15 protein-coding genes are annotated in these 20,264 nt (G+C 68.9%); all 15 read left to right on the top strand.

What is annotated here, in order from left to right; genetic code table 11:
• Positions 1 to 193 precede the first annotated feature (193 nt).
• The 15 genes from P2Q00_RS49685 to P2Q00_RS49615 all read left to right on the top strand — a co-directional run bounded on the left by P2Q00_RS49685 (position 194) and on the right by P2Q00_RS49615 (position 20,111).
• Positions 194 to 1,798, top strand: a complete 1,605-nt coding sequence (locus P2Q00_RS49685) for a DUF4192 domain-containing protein (protein ID WP_275781662.1) — start codon at positions 194 to 196, stop codon at positions 1,796 to 1,798.
• Between the two features lie 1,363 nt (positions 1,799 to 3,161).
• A complete protein-coding gene (locus P2Q00_RS49680; RefSeq protein ID WP_275781679.1) occupies positions 3,162 to 5,078 on the top strand; it encodes a glycogen debranching N-terminal domain-containing protein in 1,917 nt (638 codons plus the stop codon).
• A gap of 131 nt (positions 5,079 to 5,209) precedes the next feature.
• A complete protein-coding gene (locus tag P2Q00_RS49675; protein WP_275781660.1) occupies positions 5,210 to 5,968 on the top strand; it encodes an NUDIX hydrolase in 759 nt (252 codons plus the stop codon).
• A 101-nt stretch (positions 5,969 to 6,069) separates the two neighbouring features.
• The gene (locus P2Q00_RS49670; protein WP_275781659.1) at positions 6,070 to 8,382 is read left to right on the top strand and encodes an ABC transporter ATP-binding protein; all 2,313 of its coding nucleotides are present in this window, start codon (positions 6,070 to 6,072) and stop codon (positions 8,380 to 8,382) included.
• Between the two features lie 161 nt (positions 8,383 to 8,543).
• A complete protein-coding gene (locus P2Q00_RS49665; protein WP_275781658.1) occupies positions 8,544 to 9,431 on the top strand; it encodes a FadR/GntR family transcriptional regulator in 888 nt (295 codons plus the stop codon).
• Between the two features lie 428 nt (positions 9,432 to 9,859).
• Positions 9,860 to 11,389: an RNA polymerase sigma factor gene (locus P2Q00_RS49660; RefSeq protein WP_275781657.1), complete on the top strand. Its 1,530-nt coding sequence runs from the start codon at positions 9,860 to 9,862 to the stop codon at positions 11,387 to 11,389.
• A 113-nt stretch (positions 11,390 to 11,502) separates the two neighbouring features.
• Positions 11,503 to 12,399: a tyrosine-type recombinase/integrase gene (locus P2Q00_RS49655; protein ID WP_275781656.1), complete on the top strand. Its 897-nt coding sequence runs from the start codon at positions 11,503 to 11,505 to the stop codon at positions 12,397 to 12,399.
• A gap of 197 nt (positions 12,400 to 12,596) precedes the next feature.
• Entirely contained in the window at positions 12,597 to 12,743 is a 147-nt protein-coding gene (locus P2Q00_RS49650) for a hypothetical protein (protein WP_275781654.1), read from the top strand.
• 133 nt (positions 12,744 to 12,876) lie between these two features.
• Positions 12,877 to 13,143 (top strand): hypothetical protein, encoded by a 267-nt coding sequence (locus P2Q00_RS49645; protein WP_275781653.1) that lies wholly within the window; start codon positions 12,877 to 12,879, stop codon positions 13,141 to 13,143.
• Between the two features lie 325 nt (positions 13,144 to 13,468).
• On the top strand, positions 13,469 to 14,353 hold the full coding sequence (locus P2Q00_RS49640) for a bifunctional DNA primase/polymerase (protein ID WP_275781651.1): 885 nt from the start codon (positions 13,469 to 13,471) through the stop codon (positions 14,351 to 14,353).
• 149 nt (positions 14,354 to 14,502) lie between these two features.
• Positions 14,503 to 14,919 carry a hypothetical protein gene (locus P2Q00_RS49635; RefSeq protein ID WP_275781650.1) on the top strand — a complete coding sequence of 139 codons (417 nt, stop codon included), beginning with the start codon at positions 14,503 to 14,505 and terminating at the stop codon, positions 14,917 to 14,919.
• The gene (locus tag P2Q00_RS49630) at positions 14,916 to 16,190 is read left to right on the top strand and encodes an AAA family ATPase (RefSeq protein WP_275781649.1); all 1,275 of its coding nucleotides are present in this window, start codon (positions 14,916 to 14,918) and stop codon (positions 16,188 to 16,190) included. The genes P2Q00_RS49635 and P2Q00_RS49630 overlap by 4 nt, the downstream gene beginning before the upstream one ends.
• 692 nt (positions 16,191 to 16,882) lie before the next feature.
• Entirely contained in the window at positions 16,883 to 17,371 is a 489-nt protein-coding gene (locus P2Q00_RS49625; RefSeq protein WP_275781648.1) for a P27 family phage terminase small subunit, read from the top strand.
• A gap of 656 nt (positions 17,372 to 18,027) precedes the next feature.
• Positions 18,028 to 18,789 carry a hypothetical protein gene (locus P2Q00_RS49620; RefSeq protein ID WP_275781647.1) on the top strand — a complete coding sequence of 254 codons (762 nt, stop codon included), beginning with the start codon at positions 18,028 to 18,030 and terminating at the stop codon, positions 18,787 to 18,789.
• Positions 18,790 to 19,091: 302 nt separating this feature from the next.
• The gene (locus P2Q00_RS49615) at positions 19,092 to 20,111 is read left to right on the top strand and encodes a PDDEXK-like family protein (protein ID WP_275781646.1); all 1,020 of its coding nucleotides are present in this window, start codon (positions 19,092 to 19,094) and stop codon (positions 20,109 to 20,111) included.
• The last annotated feature ends 153 nt before the right edge of the window (positions 20,112 to 20,264 follow it).

Raw genomic sequence — 20,264 nt, 5'->3', positions numbered from 1 at the left:
GGCGCTCAGCGTACCGATTCCGCCGACTCGGCCGCCCTGCCGGGAAGTTGAACACCACGCGCGCGTGCGTGTCGCGTCGATCCCGTTCGCGTCGATCCGTCGGGCATCGGCTTGCGCATCGGGTTGTCATGCCCCTGGCCCGACTTATCCACAGGGCAAACCGGAATGTCGCGATCCGCGAGATCGTCGGCGCATGACGAACCACGGCGAAACCACTGGATCACCCGAAAACGGCAAGGCTGCCGGATCCGACGGGACCGGGCCCGACGCCGGACACGGCGAACCCGCCCGAGGGGAAAGGCATGTCGGGCAGGCCGCTCCGGACGACCACGTCGACTGCACGGCTTACGAAAGCCACGGCGCCGAGCACCAGGTCACGCTGCGCACGCCGGCCGAACTGGCCGACGCGCTCCCGTATTTGCTGGGCTACCGCCCTGAGGAAAGCATCGTTCTGGTCGCTCTGCACGACAGGGCCGGGCGCGGCCGGTTCGGCGGCCGCGCCCGGCTCGGCATTCCGGCGAGCGAGGACGACTGGGCCTCCGTGGCCCGGCAGTTGGCCCAGGGGCTGGTGACGGGCAGTGAGCGCAGAGGAGCCCGGCCCGAGCAGATGGTCGCCTATCTCTGTGAGGAACCGGCGGAGGGCGAGTCGGGCCGGCAGGTCATGGAGCGGTTGCGCCCGCTGGCCCAGAAACTGCGCATCGAGTGCGGTCAGCTCGATGTGCCGGTGATCGAGGCGCTGTGCATCTCGGACGGCCGCTTCTGGTCGTACTGCTGCGGAAACGCGGTGTGCTGCCCGCCCGAGGGCCTGCCCATGGGTCTGCCCGGTACCTCCGTGCTGGCCGCCGCTGCCACCTACGCCGGCCTGCAGGTGCGCGGCACCCTGCGCGAACTGCGGGCCAGGCTGCTGCCCTGGGAGACCGCAGCCGCCCTGGAGCAGGAGAGCGCCCTGGACGCCGCGAGCATGGCGCTGGTCCCCAGGATCCTCGACGGCGCCGGCCGCGCGGGCGTCGCAGAGGAGACACTGGAGCTGTCCGCGCGGATCATGCACCGGCTGGCCGACGCACCGCCCATGTCCGGCCCGCTCACCTCGGATCTCCGCGATGACGAACTGCTCGCACACGACGAGGCCGCGGCACTGATTCTCGGCCTGCAGGACCGCGCGACCCGAGACCGTGCGGCCGAATGGATGGAGGGCGAGGAGGCCGCGCCCGCACTCCGGCTCTGGCGGGCCCTGGCCCGCCGGTGCGTCGGCCCCTACGGCGAACACGCAGCGGCACCGCTGACCCTGGCCGGCTGGGTCGCCTGGTCCACGGGTGACGACCTGGAGGCCCGCGAAGCCCTCGCGATGGCCCTCGGCGCGGACTCCGGCTACCTCTTCGCCCGCCTGCTGCACCAGGCCTGCAACGAGGGCCTGGACCCGGAGTCGATCCGCCGCTGCCTGCGCGCGGAGCGACAGGACCGCGGGCGGCCGCCGGCCCGGCAGCCGCACGGCAAGGAGGCACCCGCAGAGCCGGTGTCGGAACCGCCGGTGGAGGAGGCCTCTCGCCCGCGACGCCCTGCCCGCCGTTCCCGCTCGGCGAGGGCAGAAGGCCGGGCGAGCGGTACGAGCGTCCCTCGCCCACGACCGCCGTTGGCAGGCGGCACCCACCCCACCTCCCCACGAACGGACCGCACGCGCCCCCGTACCTCAGGGAACCGCACGCGCCCCCGTACCTCCGGGAAGAGCACCGCGCACCGCCGCGACCACAGCCCCGAAGCCTTGCGCCCGGGGAGCGATGGCAGGGAGGGGGAGGCGTGAGCGAGTGCTGGGTGGGTGTGGGTTGGTGGGGTTGGATCGGCGGCTGTCGCGGGGCGGTCGGCGCGCGGTGGCGAGATGTCGCTGGGGGTGTTGTGGGCAGCGGTGGCCAGTGCCCCGTTGGCTTGCGTCTGGGAGGCGATGGCAGGGAGGGGGAGGCGTGAGCAAGTGCTGGGTGTGCGCGGGTCGGTGGGGTCGGATCGACGGCTGGCGCGGGGCGGTCGGCGTGCGGCGACAACACGCCGCCGGGGACGATCCGCGTCGACGCCGTCCGTCCGGGCCGACCCGCCGCGGGCGTGACCCGGAGGACTCCTCTTCCGTTCACCTGAGTGGCGGAACGCCTGGACGAGCCGCGCCGCCACAGCCCACGTCCGTCCGGATTCCCCCACCCGGCGCCGCACACGCCCGAGGTGCACCGAGCGCAGAAGAAGAAGGCGCCATGCATCAGCCGACTCCGCCCTCCACCGCCGCCGACGACCGTTCCGGCGCAGGCCGGTCAACGCTGTCTCCCGGGGCGGGTGCCGACCCACCGACACACGCGAACCGTGCCTCCCGGCCCGAGCCCCGGCTCCCGACCGACACCACCCGCGCCTCCCCACCCACCGGCCAGGACTGGCACCCGCCTGCACCGACGGACCGACCCCGCTCCGCAACGGGGGCGGCCGATCAGGACCGCCTTCTCGGCAGGCCGGGTGACCGGGGCCTCACTGGTGTTGGTCCGCAAGCCGGGGTTGCTGATCAGGCCTGGCTTGTTGGCGGGTCGGCTGACCTGGGTCTCACTGGTGTTGGTCCGCAAGCTGGGGTTGCTGATCAGGCCTGGCTTGTTGGCGGGTCGGCTGACCGGGGCCTCACCGCTGTTGGCTCGCAAGCCGGGGTCGATGCTCAGGACCGACTTCCTGCCAGGCCGACCGACCACGTCCTCACCGCAGTCCGCCCGCACGCCCCATGGCCCCGGGCACTCGAGCCGACCGAACCGGGCCACCCCGTGTCCCGGCCGGCCCGACCGGACCAACCCTCGGCCCGGTCGGCCGACCCGGCCCACCCCTCCGCCCCGCCCACAGGCCGGCCACGCTCACTGCCCTCACTCGCAGGCCTGGACGGGAGCTCGCCTCCATCCGCTGGCCTGGACCGGAGCTCGCCTTCCCCCGCTGGCCAGGGCCGGACTCCGCCTTCCCCCGCTGGCCAGAGGCAGCCCCCGCCCTCTCCCGCTGGCCAGAGCCGGACCCCGCCCTCCCCCGCAGGCCAGACACCCCGCGCATCCGCCCCGCCGCCCCCAGGAGCCGCTCCACCGCGCCGATCCGCTGCGCCCCCGCCCCTCCCGGCACCCCATCGGTCCGTCGGGCTGCCGTCCACGCACACCGCCATGATGTGCGTCGCACTCCCGGGACTCGCCATCTCGACGGACGAGGGGCAGCTGACCGGCCAGGGGCTGGAGGGGTTCTACCGTGCGGGCCGGCGTCTGCTCTCCCGTTGCCAGGTCCGCGTGGCCGGGCGCGAACCGCTGGCGGTGCAAGCCCGGATGGCCTCGGCCGACAGGGCCCGCTTCGTGGGCACGCTGCGCGCCTCGCCGCACTCCGGCCCGGACCCGGACATCGTCGTCGAACGCATTCGCCACGCGGACGGGACGGAGCGCATCACCTTGCACAGTGCGGCCCTGCGCCCCCTGCGTGTGCCCCTCGAAGTCGCCCTCGGCACGGACCTGGCCGACCTGGGCGCCATCGCGTCCGGCACCGCCGGGCCCGAACTGCCCGCCAGCGTCCACGACTCGGGCTTGCGCTGGTCCTGCGCCACCGGGAACTCGTCGGTCACGGCAGATCCGCCGCCCACGGACGCACTGGCCTCCGCAGGGCTGCTGCGCTGGGAGTTCGAGCTGCCCCCTGGCGGCAGCAGAAGCGTGGAGCTGCGGGTACGGCCGGGCGGAGCGGTACCCGTCCGAGCCGTGGGCCGCACGGCCACGAGCCCGCTCGCCGCCGCTCGTGCGTCCGGCGACGACCCCAGGGTCCAGCCGCTGCTCCGAACCAGCGTCGAGGACCTCCATGCCCTCCTGCTGCGCGACCCCACGCACCCTTCCGACATGCATCTCGCAGCAGGAGCCCCCTGGCGCTGCGGCGCTGCCCCGGCCGAGGCACTCGCCGCGGCGCGGATGACGCTGCCCCTCGGCACCCGGCTGGCCGCCGGCACGCTGCGCACCCTCGCCCGCACCCAACTCCCGGGCACGGGACCGCAGTCCGGCATGATCCCCGGGCCACGACGGGACGCGGGCACCCATCTGCCGCCGGGTTGCACCGGCACGGAAGCCACGCTGCTCTTCCCCGCGCTGCTCGCGGAGGCCCGCCGCTGGGGCCTTCCCGAGCCCGAGACGGAGGAACTGCTGCCGGCGGCCGAGCGCTGTCTGACCTGGCTGCGGACAACTGTCGGCGAGGGCGTCTATCTGGGTGACCCCCACCCCGGCGGTCCCATCCGCTGTGAGACACAGGCCCATGCCCACCGCGCGGCCCTGCTCGGCGCCGATCTGCTCGATGCCTGCGGCAGGCCGGGCGGCACCGAGTTGCGGCAGTGGGCCCAGTCGCTGCGGACGTCATTCAGGGAGGACTTCTGGATCGACGACCGCGGCGGCGGCCGCCCGGCCGCCGCTCGCGCCCCCGACGGCACCCCGGTGCCGCACCTGGGTGCTGCCGCCGCCCATCTCCTCGACACCGGCCTGCTCGGCGGGGGCGAACCGGCCCCCGGCCTGCTCGACAAGGTGCAGACCGAACAGCTCGCCCGCCTGCTCGGCGGCCCGGGCATGGACTCGGGCTGGGGTCTGCGCGGACTGGGCGCGAAGGAAGCCGGATACAACCCGTTCGGCCACCGCAGCGGTGCCGTGCGGGTCCACGAGACGGCGATCGCCGTCACAGGCCTGGCCGCCGCCGGCTACGAGAAGGAGGCGAGTTCGCTGCTGAGGGGCGTCCTGGCGGCGGCCGAGAGCTTCGGGCACCGGCTGCCCGAGATGTACGCGGGCGAGCAGCGCACCGACGGGAGCGCTCCCCTACCGCACCCGGCGGCCTGCCGCCCGGCCGCCACCGCGGCGGCATCCGGCGTGCTGCTGACGGTGACCCTCGCGGGTATCCGCCCCGACGCTCCCGCCGGGACGGTCACACTGCGGCCCATGCACAGCGCCCCCTTGGGCGAGATCGTCCTGACGGGACTGCGGATCGCAGGTGCCCCCTTCTCCGTACGGGTCAGCCGACTCGGCCTCGCCATGGTCGAGGAGGCGGCCGACGGACTGCAATTGGGAGTGTGACCTCGGACGACGCACCACCGCACAGCGCCCGGAACCAGATGGTGAGGCCCATACCGGACCGAAGCGGATCAGCCATCCGGGCGGCCGACGAAGGGAGTGTTTATCGTCAGGCAGACGACTATGATCGCCGCATGCCCTACGACCCGTCAGCATTTCCGCCCTTCGCCGTCACCGTGGACCTGGTCGTGCTGACCGTGCGCCGCCATGCCCTGTGCGCGCTGGCGGTACGCAGGGGCGAACCACCGTTCCAGGGGCGCTGGGCGCTCCCGGGCGGCTTCGTACGGGCCGACGAGGACCTGGCGCAGGCAGCAGCACGCGAGCTGGCCGAGGAGACCGGGCTGCGCGCCCACGACCCTGCCGTTCCCGCGCAGGACAACGGCGCCCACCTGGAGCAGCTCGCCACCTACGGCGACCCCAAGCGGGACCCCCGGATGCGCGTGGTCAGCGTCGCCCACCTGGCGCTCGCCCCCGACCTGCCCGCACCCCGCGCGGGCGGCGACGCCAGCAACGCGCGCTATGCGCCGGTCGAGGAACTGCTGCAGCAGGCCGGCTACGGCCGTGACGGCGAACCGGTGGCGCCGCTCGCCTTCGACCACGCCCAGATCCTGTCCGACGGCGTGGAGCGCGCCCGCTCCAAGATCGAGTACTCGTCCCTCGCCACGGCGTTCTGCCCCACCGAGTTCACCGTCGGCGAGCTGCGCCGGGTCTACGAGGCGGTGTGGGGCGTCGCGCTCGACCCGCGCAACTTCCACCGCAAGGTGACGGGTACGCCCGGCTTCCTGGTCCCCACCGGCGGCACCACCACACGCCAGGGCGGCCGCCCGGCCCAGCTGTTCCGGGCCGGCGGCGCCACACTGCTCAACCCCCCGATGCTGCGCCCCGAAGTGTGACGTCGAGGTTCCGGGCGGACCGGTCACGGCCCGCAGAGCGGGCCACAGAGCGGGCCACGCTATACCCGAAAAATCGGACATAGCGCGCTATCTTGCTTCGGGTGATCCAGGCCTACGGATTGACCAGCAATCCCCGCAAGGAGCTTCCGCCCGCCGTCGACGACGTCTCCTTCGACGTACGCGCAGGCCGCGTCACCGCGCTGCTCGGCGCGCCGGGGGCGGGCAAGACGACCGCACTCAGACTCATGCTCGAACTCCAACAGGGCCGTGGCATCACCTACTTCAAGGGCCGCCCCCTGCATCGCATCGCCCATCCGGCGCGCGAAGTCGGCGTGCTCCTGGGCGATGTACCGGGACATCCGGCCCGTACCGTCCGCGGCCATCTCCGCATGCTGTGCGCCGCCGCGGGAGTCCCCGTCCGCCGAGCCGACGAGGTACTCGAGGTGGTCGGCCTCGTCAGCCTGCGCGACGAACGCCTCGGCACCCTCTCGCGCGGCATGGACCGCCGCCTGGGCCTGGCCTGCGCCCTGCTGTCCGACCCGCACACACTCGTACTCGACGAACCCGCCGAGGGGCTGTCCCCCCGCGAGGCCCGCTGGCTGTTCGGCATGCTGCACGCGCATGCGGCCCAGGGCGGCACGGTCCTGCTCACCACGGCCGACCCCAAGGAGGCCGCGCGCAGCGCCGACCGGGTCGTCACGCTGGAGCGCGGCAGGCTTGTCGCCGACCAGGACGCCGACGGGTTCGCCCGCACCCGGCTGCGCCCCCGCGTCGCCGTCCGCAGCCCGCACATCACGCGCCTGGCCGCCCTGCTCGCCAAGGAGGCCCGCACCGCGCACCGCTCGGTCGAAGTCGTACACGAGGGTGGCAACCGCCTCTCGGTGTACGGCAGTAGCTGCGCCGACGTCGGAGAGACCGCGTTCCGCCACGGCATCCTCGTACATCAACTCGCCGACGAGACCGGGGACATGGGACCCGGCGCGGTGGAACCCCCTGCCGACGGACCGGAAACCGCCGACGAGCCACAGGCACCGGACGAGCCACGCGCAGCGGCCGGGGCCGGGCAGCAGCCCGCCACGGCGCCGCACCACCCGACCCCGGCCGACGCGTCGCGTCAGGGTGGCATCGAACCGAGTCCCTCGACTCCGGCTGATGCCTCCCGCGAAGCGTGCCGCGAACTGCACACCTCGGCTCCGGCCGGCGCGTCGCGTCAGGGTGGCATCGAACCGAGTCCCTCGACTCCGGCTGATGCCTCCCGCGAAGCGTGCCGCGAACTGCACACCTCGGCTCCGGCCGGCGCGTCGCGTCAGGGTGGCATCGAACCGAGTCCCTCGATTCCGGCTGATGTGTCCAGCGAAGCGTGCCGCGAACTCCGCACCTCGGCTCCGGCCGGCGCGTCCCGTCAGGAAGGCGCCGAACCGAGTCCCTCGATTCCGGCTGATGCATCCCACGAAGCGCGGCCCGAACTCCGCACCCCCGCTCCCGTCGACGCACCTCGTCCCGCCGACGCCCTGAAGTCACCCGTCACCGCACCCCAGTCACGTCAGGCGCCCGGGCGCGCCCCGGCGTCGGCCGCACGCCCGACCGAAGCCGGCACTCTCGACAGCCCGCCCTCTCTCCCGCCCCCCATCTCCGTCCGCCCGGCTCCCAGCCCCCTCCGCCCGCTGCGCTACGAGATCCGTCGCGCCGCCGGTATCGGCACGGGGTTCGTCACCGGGGCCGTCGTGCTCGTCGTGTCCGCCCTCGCCGCCGTCGTCCTGGCCCGGATCGGACACACCCCGCAGTCGCGCCTGCTGGCCGCGTGGCCGCGGGAGCTGCCGCTGCCGCCCGCCGCGCTCGGTGCGGGACTCCTCGGCGCGCTGGCCTTCGGCGACGAGTTCCGCCACCCCGCGCTGGCGGCGGACCGCGGCACCGTGCCCCGCCGGCTGGGGCTGCTCGCCGCGAAACTCCTCCTCGCCACGGCCACCGCGCTGATGCTGGCCTTCCTCACGGTCGGCTGCGACGCCGAAATGCTCTATCTCGTCTACGGACGGGAGCTCATGCAAGTTCCCGCGGACTGGCTTTCGCTGAGCGCGAGTTGGCTCGGGCTGGTCGTCGGCTGTGCCTGGGCCGGAGTGCTGGCCGCCGGCGTCTTCCGGTCCACCACTGCAGGACTTGCGGCCGTCATCTCCGTACCGGTCCTCGTCGTTCCGCTCGTACAGAAGGCCTTCGCGGGATCGTCCGTGCGTATGGCGGCCGGACTTCCGCTGCGAATGCGCGAGGTGTTCCTGCTGCAGTGGCCCTTCGGGGGAGAGCGCTATCTGACAGCCGTGGCAAGGGTGATCGCCCAACCCGTGGGCGGTGCCCTGACGTTGTCGCTCACCGCTCTGCTCTGCGCGTATCTGCTCACCACCGTGCGCAGCAGGGTCCGATGACGACCGCCCGCGCCCTTTCGCCCCACCCTGTGCGCAACTCCCTGGGGAAAGCCCATTTCTTTCCGATAAGGCGTCAATTGCGACGGGGTGAGCGATCACCCTTTCGTGTGCTTTTCACCAAAGACCTCAAGGCAGTTGGGGACGGCGCCGACAAAGGATCCGTGAGTACCCTTGCGCACACCATGATGACCGCCGCCCGCTCCGCAGACTCCGGCCTGACCGGCCCGGGCGATCTCGACCGCTACCCCTACGCCGAGGCCCACGTGGTCGACCGCGTCGCAGCACCCGCCTGGGAGAGCGCGGACCCCGAGCTGGGCCGCGTGGGCCGACGCGCCGCGGGCAGCCGCGGACGCGGGCTGCACGGCCAACTCGTCCAGCAGCTGGGCCAGATGATCGTCTCCGGCGATCTGGGCGCCGACCGTCCGCTGGTGCCCGAGGAGATCGGCCAGCGTTTCGAGGTCTCCCGCACCGTCGTCCGCGAGTCGCTCCGCGTCCTTGAGGCCAAGGGCCTGGTGAGCGCCCGCCCGAATGTCGGCACGCGTGTGCGCCCCGTCAGCGACTGGAACCTCCTCGATCCCGACATCATCGAATGGCGCGCCTTCGGGCCGCAGCGCGACGACCAGCGCCGCGAGCTGAGCGAACTGCGCTGGACGATCGAACCGCTCGCCGCCCGCCTCGCCGCCGGGCACGGGCGCGAGGACGTCCAGCAGCGGCTCGCCGACATGGTCGAGATCATGGGCCACGCCATGGGACAGGGCGACGCCATCACCTTCTCCCGCGCCGACGCCGAGTTCCACTCTCTGCTGATCCAGGTTGCGGGCAACCGGATGCTGGAGCACCTCTCCGGGATCGTCTCGGCCGCCCTCCAGGTCTCCGGCGGCCCGGTCACGGGTTGCGACCGGCCGAACGAGACATCGCTGGCGCACCACGGCAGGATCGTCGACGCCCTAGGCACCGGGGACGGTACGGCGGCCGAGTCGGCCATGCGCCAACTGCTCACCGTCCACCCCGAGGTCGAGCGCGTGGTACCCGCGCCGCGCGAACACTGACCGCACACCGCGGGCGGCGCGGCCGGGAGATGCCTCCCCCTCCTGGGGCATTGCCCGGCCGACGAACCGCCTCCGTCGGACCCCGCAGGATCTCCGGGATCCTGCGGGGTCCGACGGCGAAACGGGCCGCGGAGACCTCGGGAATGCCCCGGTCTCGCCTACGAGTGATCCCTTATGTCCCGGTCTGGCAGTTTTTGAGCCCTTACAGGGTGTGACTCGGGCCACGCAGATTGGGCGTAACACTCGGGGAAACAGCGCGATGACCTAAGAGGTGACAGCCGAGGAGGGAATACGGACGCCGTTTGCGGCGCTGTGCATCTTCCCGGCCCCCGCCCGCACCGTCGGCCCAATCCCCAAAGCCGGCGGTCGGCTCCTGTCCGCCGTGGACGGGGCCGGAAGCCGTTTTCCAACGTTCCGAGAGGTTGTTCGTGTCGGCCAGCACATCCCGTACGCTCCCGCCGGAGATCGCCGAGTCCGTCTCTGTCATGGCTCTCATTGAGCGGGGAAAGGCTGAGGGGCAGATCGCCGGCGACGATGTGCGTCGGGCCTTCGAAGCTGACCAGATTCCGGCCACTCAGTGGAAGAACGTACTGCGCAGCCTCAACCAGATCCTCGAGGAAGAGGGTGTGACGCTGATGGTCAGTGCCGCGGAGCCCAAGCGCACCCGAAAGAGCGTCGCAGCGAAGAGTCCGGTCAAGCGCACCGCCACCAAGACGGTCGCGGCGAAGACGGTGACCGCCAAGAAGGCCACCGCCACCGCCACCCCTGAGGCGCCCGCCGCCGAGATGCCCGTCGAGGACGACGCCAAGAAGGTCGCTGCCAAGAAGGCGGTCGCCAAGAAGGCGGCGCCCGCGAAGAAGACCGTCGCCAAGAAGACGGCGGCCAAGAAGACCGGTGCCAAGAAGGACGACGCCGAGGTCATCGAGGAGGAGGTGCTCGAGGACACCCCCAAGGGCGCCGACGAGCCCGAGGGCGCCGAGAGCGCCGGGTTCGTGCTCTCCGACGAGGACGAGGACGACGCGCCGGCCCAGCAGGTCGCCGCGGCCGGTGCCACCGCCGACCCCGTCAAGGACTACCTCAAGCAGATCGGCAAGGTCCCGCTGCTCAACGCCGAGCAGGAGGTCGAGCTCGCCAAGCGCATCGAGGCCGGTCTGTTCGCCGAGGACAAGCTGGCCAACGCCGACAAGCTCGCCCCCAAGCTCAAGCGCGAGCTGGAGATCATCGCCGAGGACGGCCGCCGCGCCAAGAACCACCTCCTGGAGGCCAACCTCCGTCTGGTGGTCTCCCTGGCCAAGCGCTACACCGGCCGCGGCATGCTGTTCCTGGATCTCATCCAGGAGGGCAACCTCGGTCTGATCCGCGCGGTCGAGAAGTTCGACTACACCAAGGGCTACAAGTTCTCCACGTACGCCACCTGGTGGATCCGTCAGGCGATCACCCGCGCCATGGCCGACCAGGCCCGCACCATCCGTATCCCGGTGCACATGGTCGAGGTCATCAACAAGCTCGCGCGCGTGCAGCGCCAGATGCTCCAGGACCTGGGCCGCGAGCCCACCCCGGAGGAGCTGGCCAAGGAGCTCGACATGACCCCCGAGAAGGTCATCGAGGTCCAGAAGTACGGCCGCGAGCCCATCTCGCTCCACACCCCGCTGGGCGAGGACGGCGACAGCGAGTTCGGTGACCTCATCGAGGACTCCGAGGCCGTCGTCCCGGCCGACGCGGTCAGCTTCACGCTCCTGCAGGAGCAGCTGCACTCCGTCCTCGACACCCTGTCCGAGCGCGAGGCGGGCGTCGTCTCGATGCGCTTCGGTCTCACCGACGGTCAGCCGAAGACCCTCGACGAGATCGGCAAGGTGTACGGCGTCACGCGCGAGCGCATCCGCCAGATCGAATCCAAGACCATGTCGAAGCTGCGCCACCCGTCGCGCTCCCAGGTGCTGCGCGACTACCTCGACTAGGCCTTTTCCTCGGAAGCGCCCCTGACCTCGGGTTTTACCGGTCGGGGGCGCTTTCGTGTGCGCGCACAACGCTGCTAACCCAGATATCGCAGACTCTGGCATATGCTGGAGGCATGAGCATAAATCCGGACATAGCCTCCCTCCTGGACTCCTGGCTGCTTCACCTCGCCGCCGAGCGAAAGAGCGTGCAGACGCGCAAGACCTACGGCGACGGAGTCCGGGCCTTCCTTCGATGGTGCGAGTCGACGGGCCATTCCCCGGTCCTCGACCGGCCGACCGTGAATGCCTTCGTCTCGGCGTTGCTGGACCGGGGCGCTGAGGCGGCCACGGCCCGGTCACGGCAGCTGGCAGTGCGCCGCTTCTCAGCCTGGCTCGCCGAGGAGGGCGAGATCACCGCCGACCAGCTGGCGAACCTCAAGCCGCCGCAGCTCGACCACAAGGTGGTGCAGGAGCTGGACGATGAGCAACTGCGTGCGCTGTTCAAGGCCTGTGAGGGCAAGGATCTGCGGGACCGACGCGACGAGGCCATCGTGCGGCTTATGGCCGAGACGGCCGCGCGGGCGGGCGAGGTCATCGGGATGACCGTGCCCGAGCTCGATCTGAAACAGGGAATGGCCGTGATTCGACGCGGCAAGGGCGGGAAGGGGCGCAGGGTGTTCTTCGGGCCGAAGACGGGCCGTGCCCTTGACCGCTACGTGCGTCTGCGGCGTTCGCACCGGCTCGCCGAGACCCCCGCTCTCTGGTTGGGCGACCGCGGGAAGGGCTTTACGTATCAAGCGTTGTACAGCGCCCTTGTCGCGCGCGCCGAACTGGCCGGGATCCCAGACTTCCACCCCCACGTACTTCGCCACACGGCTGCGGGGCGCTGGCTCGCCGCCGGAGGGTCTGAGGGTGGCCTGATGGCCGTGGCCGGATGGTCCCGCCGCGACATGATCGACAGGTACACCCGTGCCACGTCCGAGCGCCGCGCCGCTGAAGAGGCCCGCAGGCTCAACCTGGGGGATCTGTGAGCCGCCGCAGGGTCGCGCGCGAACGTCGCGAACGTCGGGGCCTCTCCGCCTTGGAAAGCGGTCATCCGCGCGGAGAGCGGTTCGTCGCGGTGGACGTCCGCTGTCCGAAAGAGCACCGCTTGCTCCGGGTGGGTCGTTACACGTTTCCAGGAGCTGATCAGGCCATGTGGTTCGAGAGGCCATCGGAGGGAATCGGCATGACCGAGTCCGGCGACTGGTCTCGTATCGAGTTGTACTGCAACCGTTGTGGCGCGGAGGTGCAAGTGCGAGTGGACCGGATCGAGCACGAACTCGATGAGATGTGGCAACCGGAGCGGCGCAAGGTCTCTGACCTGCAACTCTGATCCGTACAGCGCTCTGGTACTCTATGCCTTAATAGCTCTGTGCCGGTAGATCGCAAGCTGCCGCTCAACCAATCTTGCGAGTAGGCACCTCCTCAGCGGGAGGGCGACAAAACGCGCCCCCGCGAGGATTTCCATGAGCACGACTCCCGAAGAGCGGTCCCTCCGCGCTCAGATCGCCGCATTCGAACGCTGGGCCTACGAAGCCGACCGCTCCGACGCCACTGCCGCCGCGCGTGCTGCCTCCATGGGCAGGTTCGACAAGCTGGTCGACCCCGACGGCAGTCTTACCCCCGAAGAGCGGGCTCGCCGTGCAGCGTGCGCGCGCAAGGCCCACTTCCTGAGGATGGCCCTGCGCTCCGCCCAGGCCCGGCGCGCCCGCAAGAACGGGGAAGCAGCATGAGTCGCCCCGAGGTCTTCACTGCTCAGATCGGTGGGTTGAGGGTTAAGTTCATCGCCCCGGGGCCAGCTCCCGAGGACGCGCCGGCGGCGGTGCGGGAAGGCATCATCCGGCGCCGCATCATGTACGCGACCGGCCAATGCCCGTGCGGTGCAACCCTGAGCCTCCGTCTACCCAACCGCGCCGAACGACGTCGTCTCCAGCAACTTGGTCAAGTCCCGGTTGTCCACGTCGTCATTGACCACAGCGAGGGATGTCCGGCAATCGAAGAACATTTGCATTCAGCGGTGCGGCGCTGGCGTGCTGAGCAGGGCCGAGGTGGTGCGTGATGACTGAAGCGACCAAGCCACCGGGGAACTGGACGCAGGAGCCCACCCCGCCGGTCGTCGCCGCCATCAACTATGCGCTGCACGGCTGGAAGGTGTTCCCTCTATCCCCGGGCAGCAAAGAGCCGCTGCCAGGCACGCGTGGTTTCCTCGACGCCACGAGCGACATCACGACCATTGTCCATTGGTTCGGCCAGTGGCCCAAGGCGAACGTGGGTATCGCGACCGACGCTGAGTCTGGTATCTGGATCCTAGACGTCGACCCCAAAAACGACGGGCCCAGATCGCTGGAAGCTCTACGGGCCGGCCTGGGCGACGAGTCCCTCATGGACACCTACACGGTCAGGACCCCGTCTGGCGGCCTGCACCTGTACTACGTGTGGCCCGACGGTGCACGGTTGCCCCGGAAGATCAATCTGTTCAAAGGGCAGGGCATGCCGGGCATCGACCTGCTCGGATCAGGCGGCTATGCCGTGGCGCCTCCGTCCTGTACCGCCGAGGGTGCCTACACGGTGGTCCAGGAACTGCCGATACCCGACATACCCAAGGCCCCTCCGTGTCTCCTGGACGCGATACGCACCGCGATGGCTCCTTGGACGGCCGTCCGGGGGGTGCGAGGCCCTCAACCCTGTGGGCAAGTCAGGGCGCCCCTCCGGAGCGGTACAGCGGGCATCGTCAGGTGGCTGGAGAATGTCCGGCCCGGAGAGCAGGACAACGCCATCGCGTGGGGCGCGCGGGCGTTGCGCGACAAGGGTCTGACGCCCCGAGAGACTGCAGCCCTGCTGCGGCAGGCCATGCAGCAGATGGAGATCAGCGGCCGGCCGTGGAGTGAAGCCGACGTGCGGCGTCATATCCGCTCGACATACAAGGGTGGGAGTGGCACCTGATGGCTGATACTCAAGCACGCACTATTCAGGGGCCATTGTCCCTGCCAGCGCAGGAGCCCGATGAGGACCTTCACTGCCCCCACGGTGGCTGGTCGTTCAGCTGTACTGAAGACGACTGTCTGACCAGGCGTGCGGATCGAATGGCTCAGGTGGCCGAGCGAGAGCTGGAGCCGCACTGTGGCCAGGTACTCATCGCCGAACTTCTCGCCCGCCTCTTCAAGGACCGCCTGCTGTATGTGCACGGCATCGGTTGGCACGTCTGGGACGGTTGCCGGTGGACCCCGGACAAGGACGGCGCGGCCCAACGTGCCGTGATGACAACCGTCAAGGACGCGCCCTCTGGTATCGCCTGCCGCATCGCTGCGGCCGATGCGTCCGGCCACTGGCACTCGTCGTCCGTGGCCTATCGGGATGCCCTTGGGTTCGACCATCTCAAGATCGAACATCAATCGTCGTGCCCAGTTCTCCATGGCACGGTCTCCGGCATTCCCGACACTCTGTGTGCGCCCCGCAACAGATGGGTCCCCGTGATCCTCGTAAGCGGCGAGGGGGGATCGAGGCAATGACCACTGACCCGTGGGCAGATCAGCGTTTCGATCTCGACCGCAAGGCTATGGCCGGGTCACCCAAAGGCGTGATCAACACGCCGCTGCCCTACACCGAGGCCGAGCTCAACGACCCGGAGCCCGAAGAATTCACGCCCATGCAGAAGGCGCGGCTCATGGCCGAGCTCAAGAACGATCTTGAGTTCACACGCTACGCCGCGCAGCAGGAGGCCAGAGAACGCCACCGGCGGCTGGCGCTCGAAGAGCGGGAACGGCGACTCAAGGAGGGCGGCGACGCCGAAGCGTTCGCGGTCGAGATCATGACCACGGAGCAACTCCGTTTCATCCCGAAACCGGACGCGCTGGTCACGGGCTGGCTTTTTCTGAATACCCTCGTGCGGCTCTACGGGCCGCCCAAGAGTCTCAAATCCTTTGTCATGCTGGATATCGCCGGATCCGTCGCCAACGGAATGTCATGGGCGGGCATGCGATGCCGCAAGGCGAAAGTGCTCTATGTGATCGCCGAAGGTGTCGACTTTTTCAGCGAACGGGCATTGGCTTGGGAGGCGGATAAGGGACGCCCGATGGGTGTGCTCTTCTACCCGAAAGCCGTCCAGATCTCAGACCCGGATCAAATGGCCAACCTTGTGGCGTACGCGCGGTGCGAGGGCATCGAATTCATCATATTCGACACTCAGGCCCGTTGCACCGTGGGCGTGAACGAGAACGACAACACGGACATGGGTGTCGTGGTCAGTGCGCTCGATGTGCTCAGAGTGACGACCGGTGCCTGCGTCGCCCTCGTCCACCACAGCGGCCACGAGACAGGCAAGGCGCGGGGGGCGACGGCAGTGCTCGGCGCAGTCGATGCCGAGTTCGAAGTCCGGCGTTACTCGAACGAGGGCACGCTCAAGGTCATCACCAAAGCCCAGAAAAACGTTGCCGAGATCGACGACCTCTGGTTCGCACCGCGCTCCCAGACGTTCACCGACGCCGACGGTACCTCGGGGACGTCCATAGTCCTCGACGCCGCACAGCGGCCCCAGGGTGGCGACTCAGAGCCCGAGGACGGCGACGTGTCGACCACGCCGGACCAGAAGGTGATCGATGGCGTCATGGCGTTCGTCGAAGCGAACCCAGGGGCGACCACGGGGGATATCCACTCTCAGGTGACTGGACGCCGGGACAAGATTCTTTTCACCCTCCGATGGCTCATAAGAAACGGGCGCATGAATGCTGTGAAAAATGGAAGAAATGTAAATCATTACGTAGTACCCGATCATGGGAACTAGTTCCTGGGTACCGCGAGGTTCCCAGTAATGACGCGGTACCCAGGTACCCGGGCGTAAGCCCGGTACCTGGTACCACGTTGTGAGGGGGCCTTTGGGGCGGTGGACAAAGATCAATAAAAGCAAGATCGGGGTACTGTATTGAAAGGAAAGATTGAATGGCTTCATTGGCCAATCTCACTGTGAAGTCCAATCTTCGTCGACTGGCCTAAAGGCGGGTGACGGTCGATGACGGATGACGAGGGGTGGACGGAGAAGAACACCGCTGTTGCTGGTGCGGAGGTGCACCATGCAAGCGGGGTGGTGGCCGTTACCCTCCGGGGATCTCCGGGGTGGTTGGGGTGGTGACCGGTCTCAGTACCTTCGACCCTCCGCCGGATGGTGACCGGCCTCAGGGCCCCGCACAGGACCACCCCGGATGGTGGCCGCTGACTGGTCGCATGGGGGTATGGGGGTCGAAAGTTCACGGAGGGTAGTACCCACGTGACCCCTCGCCCTCTTTTTTTAAATACACCGTGATCGCTCCCCGTTTTAGCCTCAACGGTTGCCATCGGTGCCTCTCCGATCTCCCTCGGTAGGTATCCGCCAGACGTCCCTATACCCAAGATCGTCTGGGTCAACGAGTTTCCCTATTTTTCGCGTAGACTCTGAATTAGGCGAAGCGATTGTGCTCGCCCTGGAGAAAGGCGGGCTCGATGGCAACAGGCCCCAAGAAGAAGCTGGCGACCGAGCTGGTGGACAAGCGTAACGGCATCCGCTACACGCCCATTCCGGCGACGCAGGTTATGCAAACGCCGGAAGGTCTGAGTGGCCCAGCTATAGCGGCGTGGAATTCCTATTGGGCTGACGGCGTCTCTGGGATCCTGACGCCCGTGGACGAGATGCTGGTGGTCCGGTGGATAGACGCGGTGAACCGCTACTGTCGGTTCTCCGCGATGGCCGACGCCGAGCCACTGGTCAGGGGCAGCCAAGGCCAGATGGTTCCCAATCCCCTCTTCCAAGTGGCCAACGCCGCGATCCAGATTGCGGAGCGCTGCGAAAAGCAGTTGGGCATGGGAGCCAAGTACCGCGCAGCCCTGGGACTCGCGGTCGTCACCGCCGCGGACGCCGCTGCCCGACACCGCCGCAACGAACTGCTCTCCACCACCGATCGCGTCGATCCGAGGCTCGCTGATCGCGAGTGACGCGTGCTCTAGGGCTGGAAGGGTGACCGGCGCGGAGCCATGAGGCGTGCGTCCGGCAGTGATGTCCGAGAAGGGCAATGAGCGCATGCTGGCGGCGACAAGAACGGGCCTGGCGAACGTGCATGTGGGCCAGTCCGCGAGCAACGTCGATGGCGTTGGAGCCCAGTACGTCTGCAGGGTGCGTCTCGCCTCGTCCGTCAGCCGACGGGCGCGTACCGGCTCGGCCATCGCACGCTCCTCACAGAAGCAGAGGGTAGAGACCTGGGGCGAAACTGGGGTGGAGTGCCAGGTCTGCAAAATGCCTGATCCCGTACTGCAGGCATATATGCGGCAAAGTAAACTTAGAGCGCGTAAACGTCTTCGACTGCTGCACCTGCCGAAATGGATGCAACAGGACTGGGCGTCCCGGTCACCGTCACCGGGTGCTCGGCCAACAGTGGCAATGGCGGCTCACCAGGCACCCCCTCGCCGTCCATGCCGTGGTCTTGTTTCCTCCTGCGATTGCACGCCTGTCCCGCCGGTGGTGATCTATGAAGGCGTCGAAAGCCGCTGCCACTCTCGGTCTCGCCGTCAGCCTCGGTCTCGCCGGCTGTACCAAGCACGCTGGTACCCCGACCACAACCAGACCGCCACCTCTTCCGCCCAGCACCTCGGCAATGCCTTCCATACCGGCAACGCCGTCCACGCCGCCGGTGCCGCCCCCAGCTCCCAGCAGTACTCCGGCGGATCCTGCCTCTGTCGTCGAGAGCTTCTACGCCGCAATCAACGCCCACGACTACCAGCGGGCATGGGATCTAGGGGGAAGCTACCTCGGCCGGCCCTATGCCGACTTCGCGGGCGGCTTCGCCGACACCGCCGCCGATGTGATCAGCATCGACAACGTGAACGGAAACATGGTTGACGTCCACCTCCACGCCGTGCACACGGATGGAAGCACCGCTGACTACGCGGGTTGGTACCTCGTCGAGAGCGGGACAATCAGGCACGGCTCGCTGCACCTCGTGGCGACGAGTGAAGCAACTCGCACTCCGGTGCCCACCGTACCGAGTGGCGCGACTGGGGCCATCAATCCGGCCGTGACTCAGTCCACGATCCACTCGACCATCTGTGTGCCGGGCTGGACGGAGACGATCCGCCCGCCGGTCAACGTGACCGAGCGTCTGAAGAGACAACAGCTCGCGTCGTCCAGCGCGGCGGACAAGGACCCCTCGCACTACGAGGAAGACCACATCGTCCCCCTGGAACTAGGCGGGGCCCCTTCCGACCCGGCGAATCTGCGCCCTGTGCCACTCTCCCAGGCGCGCATGGATGACCGATTGGAAAACTCTCTGCACCGTGCTGTGTGCGACGGCACCATGACGCTCACGGCCGCACAGTCCAAGATCGAGCAGGCGAAAGCCACAGAAGCGCAATCATGATCGATTCGGCCTCGGTGTGAGCCGCTGAGTCGAGCGCTGGCCACGAGCACGGGGGATCAGGGACTCGCGTGATTTTTCGGCTCATTGGCGTTGGGCAGTGCGCGCTACAGCTGGAGTTCGATGTCCTCGAACGGGGGCCTTTTCGCTGGCTGCACCGCTGGCTCTCTGGCCGTCGCGCCGTCGCGGTTCGAGCCGGCCTCTGCACCGAACTTAGGTCAGTGACCTAACGGCCTGCGCATACGCCGTCCCGAGCGGTGCCATCGACAATCCTCACTGTCAGTCGTTTCCTGTAGCGTCCGGCAATGGTCTATGGACTCACGCGCCTTCTGCGCACCGAAGACGACTGGTCAGACTTGCTGTGCTTCCTCGCCGAGCTTGATCCAGAACCGTTGAGATCGGCGTTGCGGCTGACTCCGGGCACGATCACCATCCGGCGTGAGTCCCGGGTGAAGGCGCACAGAGCAGCTCCCGCCGGCCGACTGGACTTCGTGATCCTTCTCGATGACACGGAGCGCGCAGTCATGGAGGTGAAGCTCGGCGCCAGTGCTCACGGCGAACAGTTCGCGGCCTATGACGCTTGGGCAGACGTGATCGGCATACCTATGGCGGAGCGATACGTGGTGGGGCTGAACCACGATCCCATCCCAGGCGTGCCGAGCACGTGGTCCCACAGCCTCACCATCGCCAGTCTGCTCGGCGGCTGGCATACCTCCGGCGACGATCTCGCTCGGCTGTTATCCGACCGAGCGCTGCAGCAGCTCGAAAAGCTGGAGGCCGAGGTGACGGGGCCGGCGAATCAGGCTTCAACCGTACTCAGTGACGCACTGCGGTTGCGGCGGCTGGTGGCGCAGACGCAGGCCGCCGCTCCGCCAGGAACAGTCTTCGAGAAACAACAGCGCTCGCGGAGTGGGGCTGCGAACGTCTGCGCTTGGCGCCAGACCCACGATGGTTACGTTCTCGTGGAGATACAGCGCCTCGTTCCGAAACGCGGAACCGATACTCCGTTCGAGATCCGCATCATGGTGCAGACACCAGAAGCGACAGCGGCAGCCAACGGAGCGCTCGCCGACCGACACCGGGCTTGGCTCGCTCGCCACAGCTTCGTCCGGCACGCGGGCCCTGCCGTGCGGAGGCTGGTGGTTGCTCCCGACGCTGACGGCTTCAAGTCCGGGGGACCGCGGCGCGGGCACCCCACGTACTACGGATATAAAGACGGGGGCCACGGAAGCTCTGTGGTGCTCGACAGCGCCGCCGACCTCAATGACATGGTGACTGCTTACAGCGCCGCGCTGAGCTACCTCACCACCTACAAGGCGCAGTAGGCCGCACTCGTAGAGGCGGATCGTGCCGGGCGTGTCAGTGATCTTGTGTAAGTCGCCTGGTTTCATTGGATGCTGAGCCGGTCCTCGAAGAAGAGTGAGAACTGGTTCAGTGCCTCTTTCCAGTGTGCGGCGACGTGGTTCGCGTCGCGCGCT

The organism is Streptomyces coacervatus, assembly GCF_029223485.1.
GTDB classification, from domain to species: Bacteria; Actinomycetota; Actinomycetes; order Streptomycetales; family Streptomycetaceae; genus Streptomyces; species Streptomyces coacervatus.
The sequence above is the reverse complement of the archived record's forward strand: the minus strand, read 5'-3'. Positions and strand labels throughout refer to the sequence as shown.

Coding starts and splice junctions, on each gene's coding strand:
- P2Q00_RS49675 (WP_275781660.1), top strand. CDS start 5,210: ATGCCCTACGACCCGTCAGCATTTCCGCCCTTCGCCGTCACCGTGGAC.
- P2Q00_RS49615 (WP_275781646.1), top strand. CDS start 19,092: ATGGTCTATGGACTCACGCGCCTTCTGCGCACCGAAGACGACTGGTCA.
- P2Q00_RS49640 (WP_275781651.1), top strand. CDS start 13,469: ATGACTGAAGCGACCAAGCCACCGGGGAACTGGACGCAGGAGCCCACC.
- P2Q00_RS49630 (WP_275781649.1), top strand. CDS start 14,916: ATGACCACTGACCCGTGGGCAGATCAGCGTTTCGATCTCGACCGCAAG.
- P2Q00_RS49645 (WP_275781653.1), top strand. CDS start 12,877: ATGAGCACGACTCCCGAAGAGCGGTCCCTCCGCGCTCAGATCGCCGCA.
- P2Q00_RS49625 (WP_275781648.1), top strand. CDS start 16,883: ATGGCAACAGGCCCCAAGAAGAAGCTGGCGACCGAGCTGGTGGACAAG.
- P2Q00_RS49655 (WP_275781656.1), top strand. CDS start 11,503: ATGAGCATAAATCCGGACATAGCCTCCCTCCTGGACTCCTGGCTGCTT.
- P2Q00_RS49620 (WP_275781647.1), top strand. CDS start 18,028: ATGCCTTCCATACCGGCAACGCCGTCCACGCCGCCGGTGCCGCCCCCA.
- P2Q00_RS49685 (WP_275781662.1), top strand. CDS start 194: ATGACGAACCACGGCGAAACCACTGGATCACCCGAAAACGGCAAGGCT.
- P2Q00_RS49650 (WP_275781654.1), top strand. CDS start 12,597: ATGACCGAGTCCGGCGACTGGTCTCGTATCGAGTTGTACTGCAACCGT.
- P2Q00_RS49680 (WP_275781679.1), top strand. CDS start 3,162: ATGTGCGTCGCACTCCCGGGACTCGCCATCTCGACGGACGAGGGGCAG.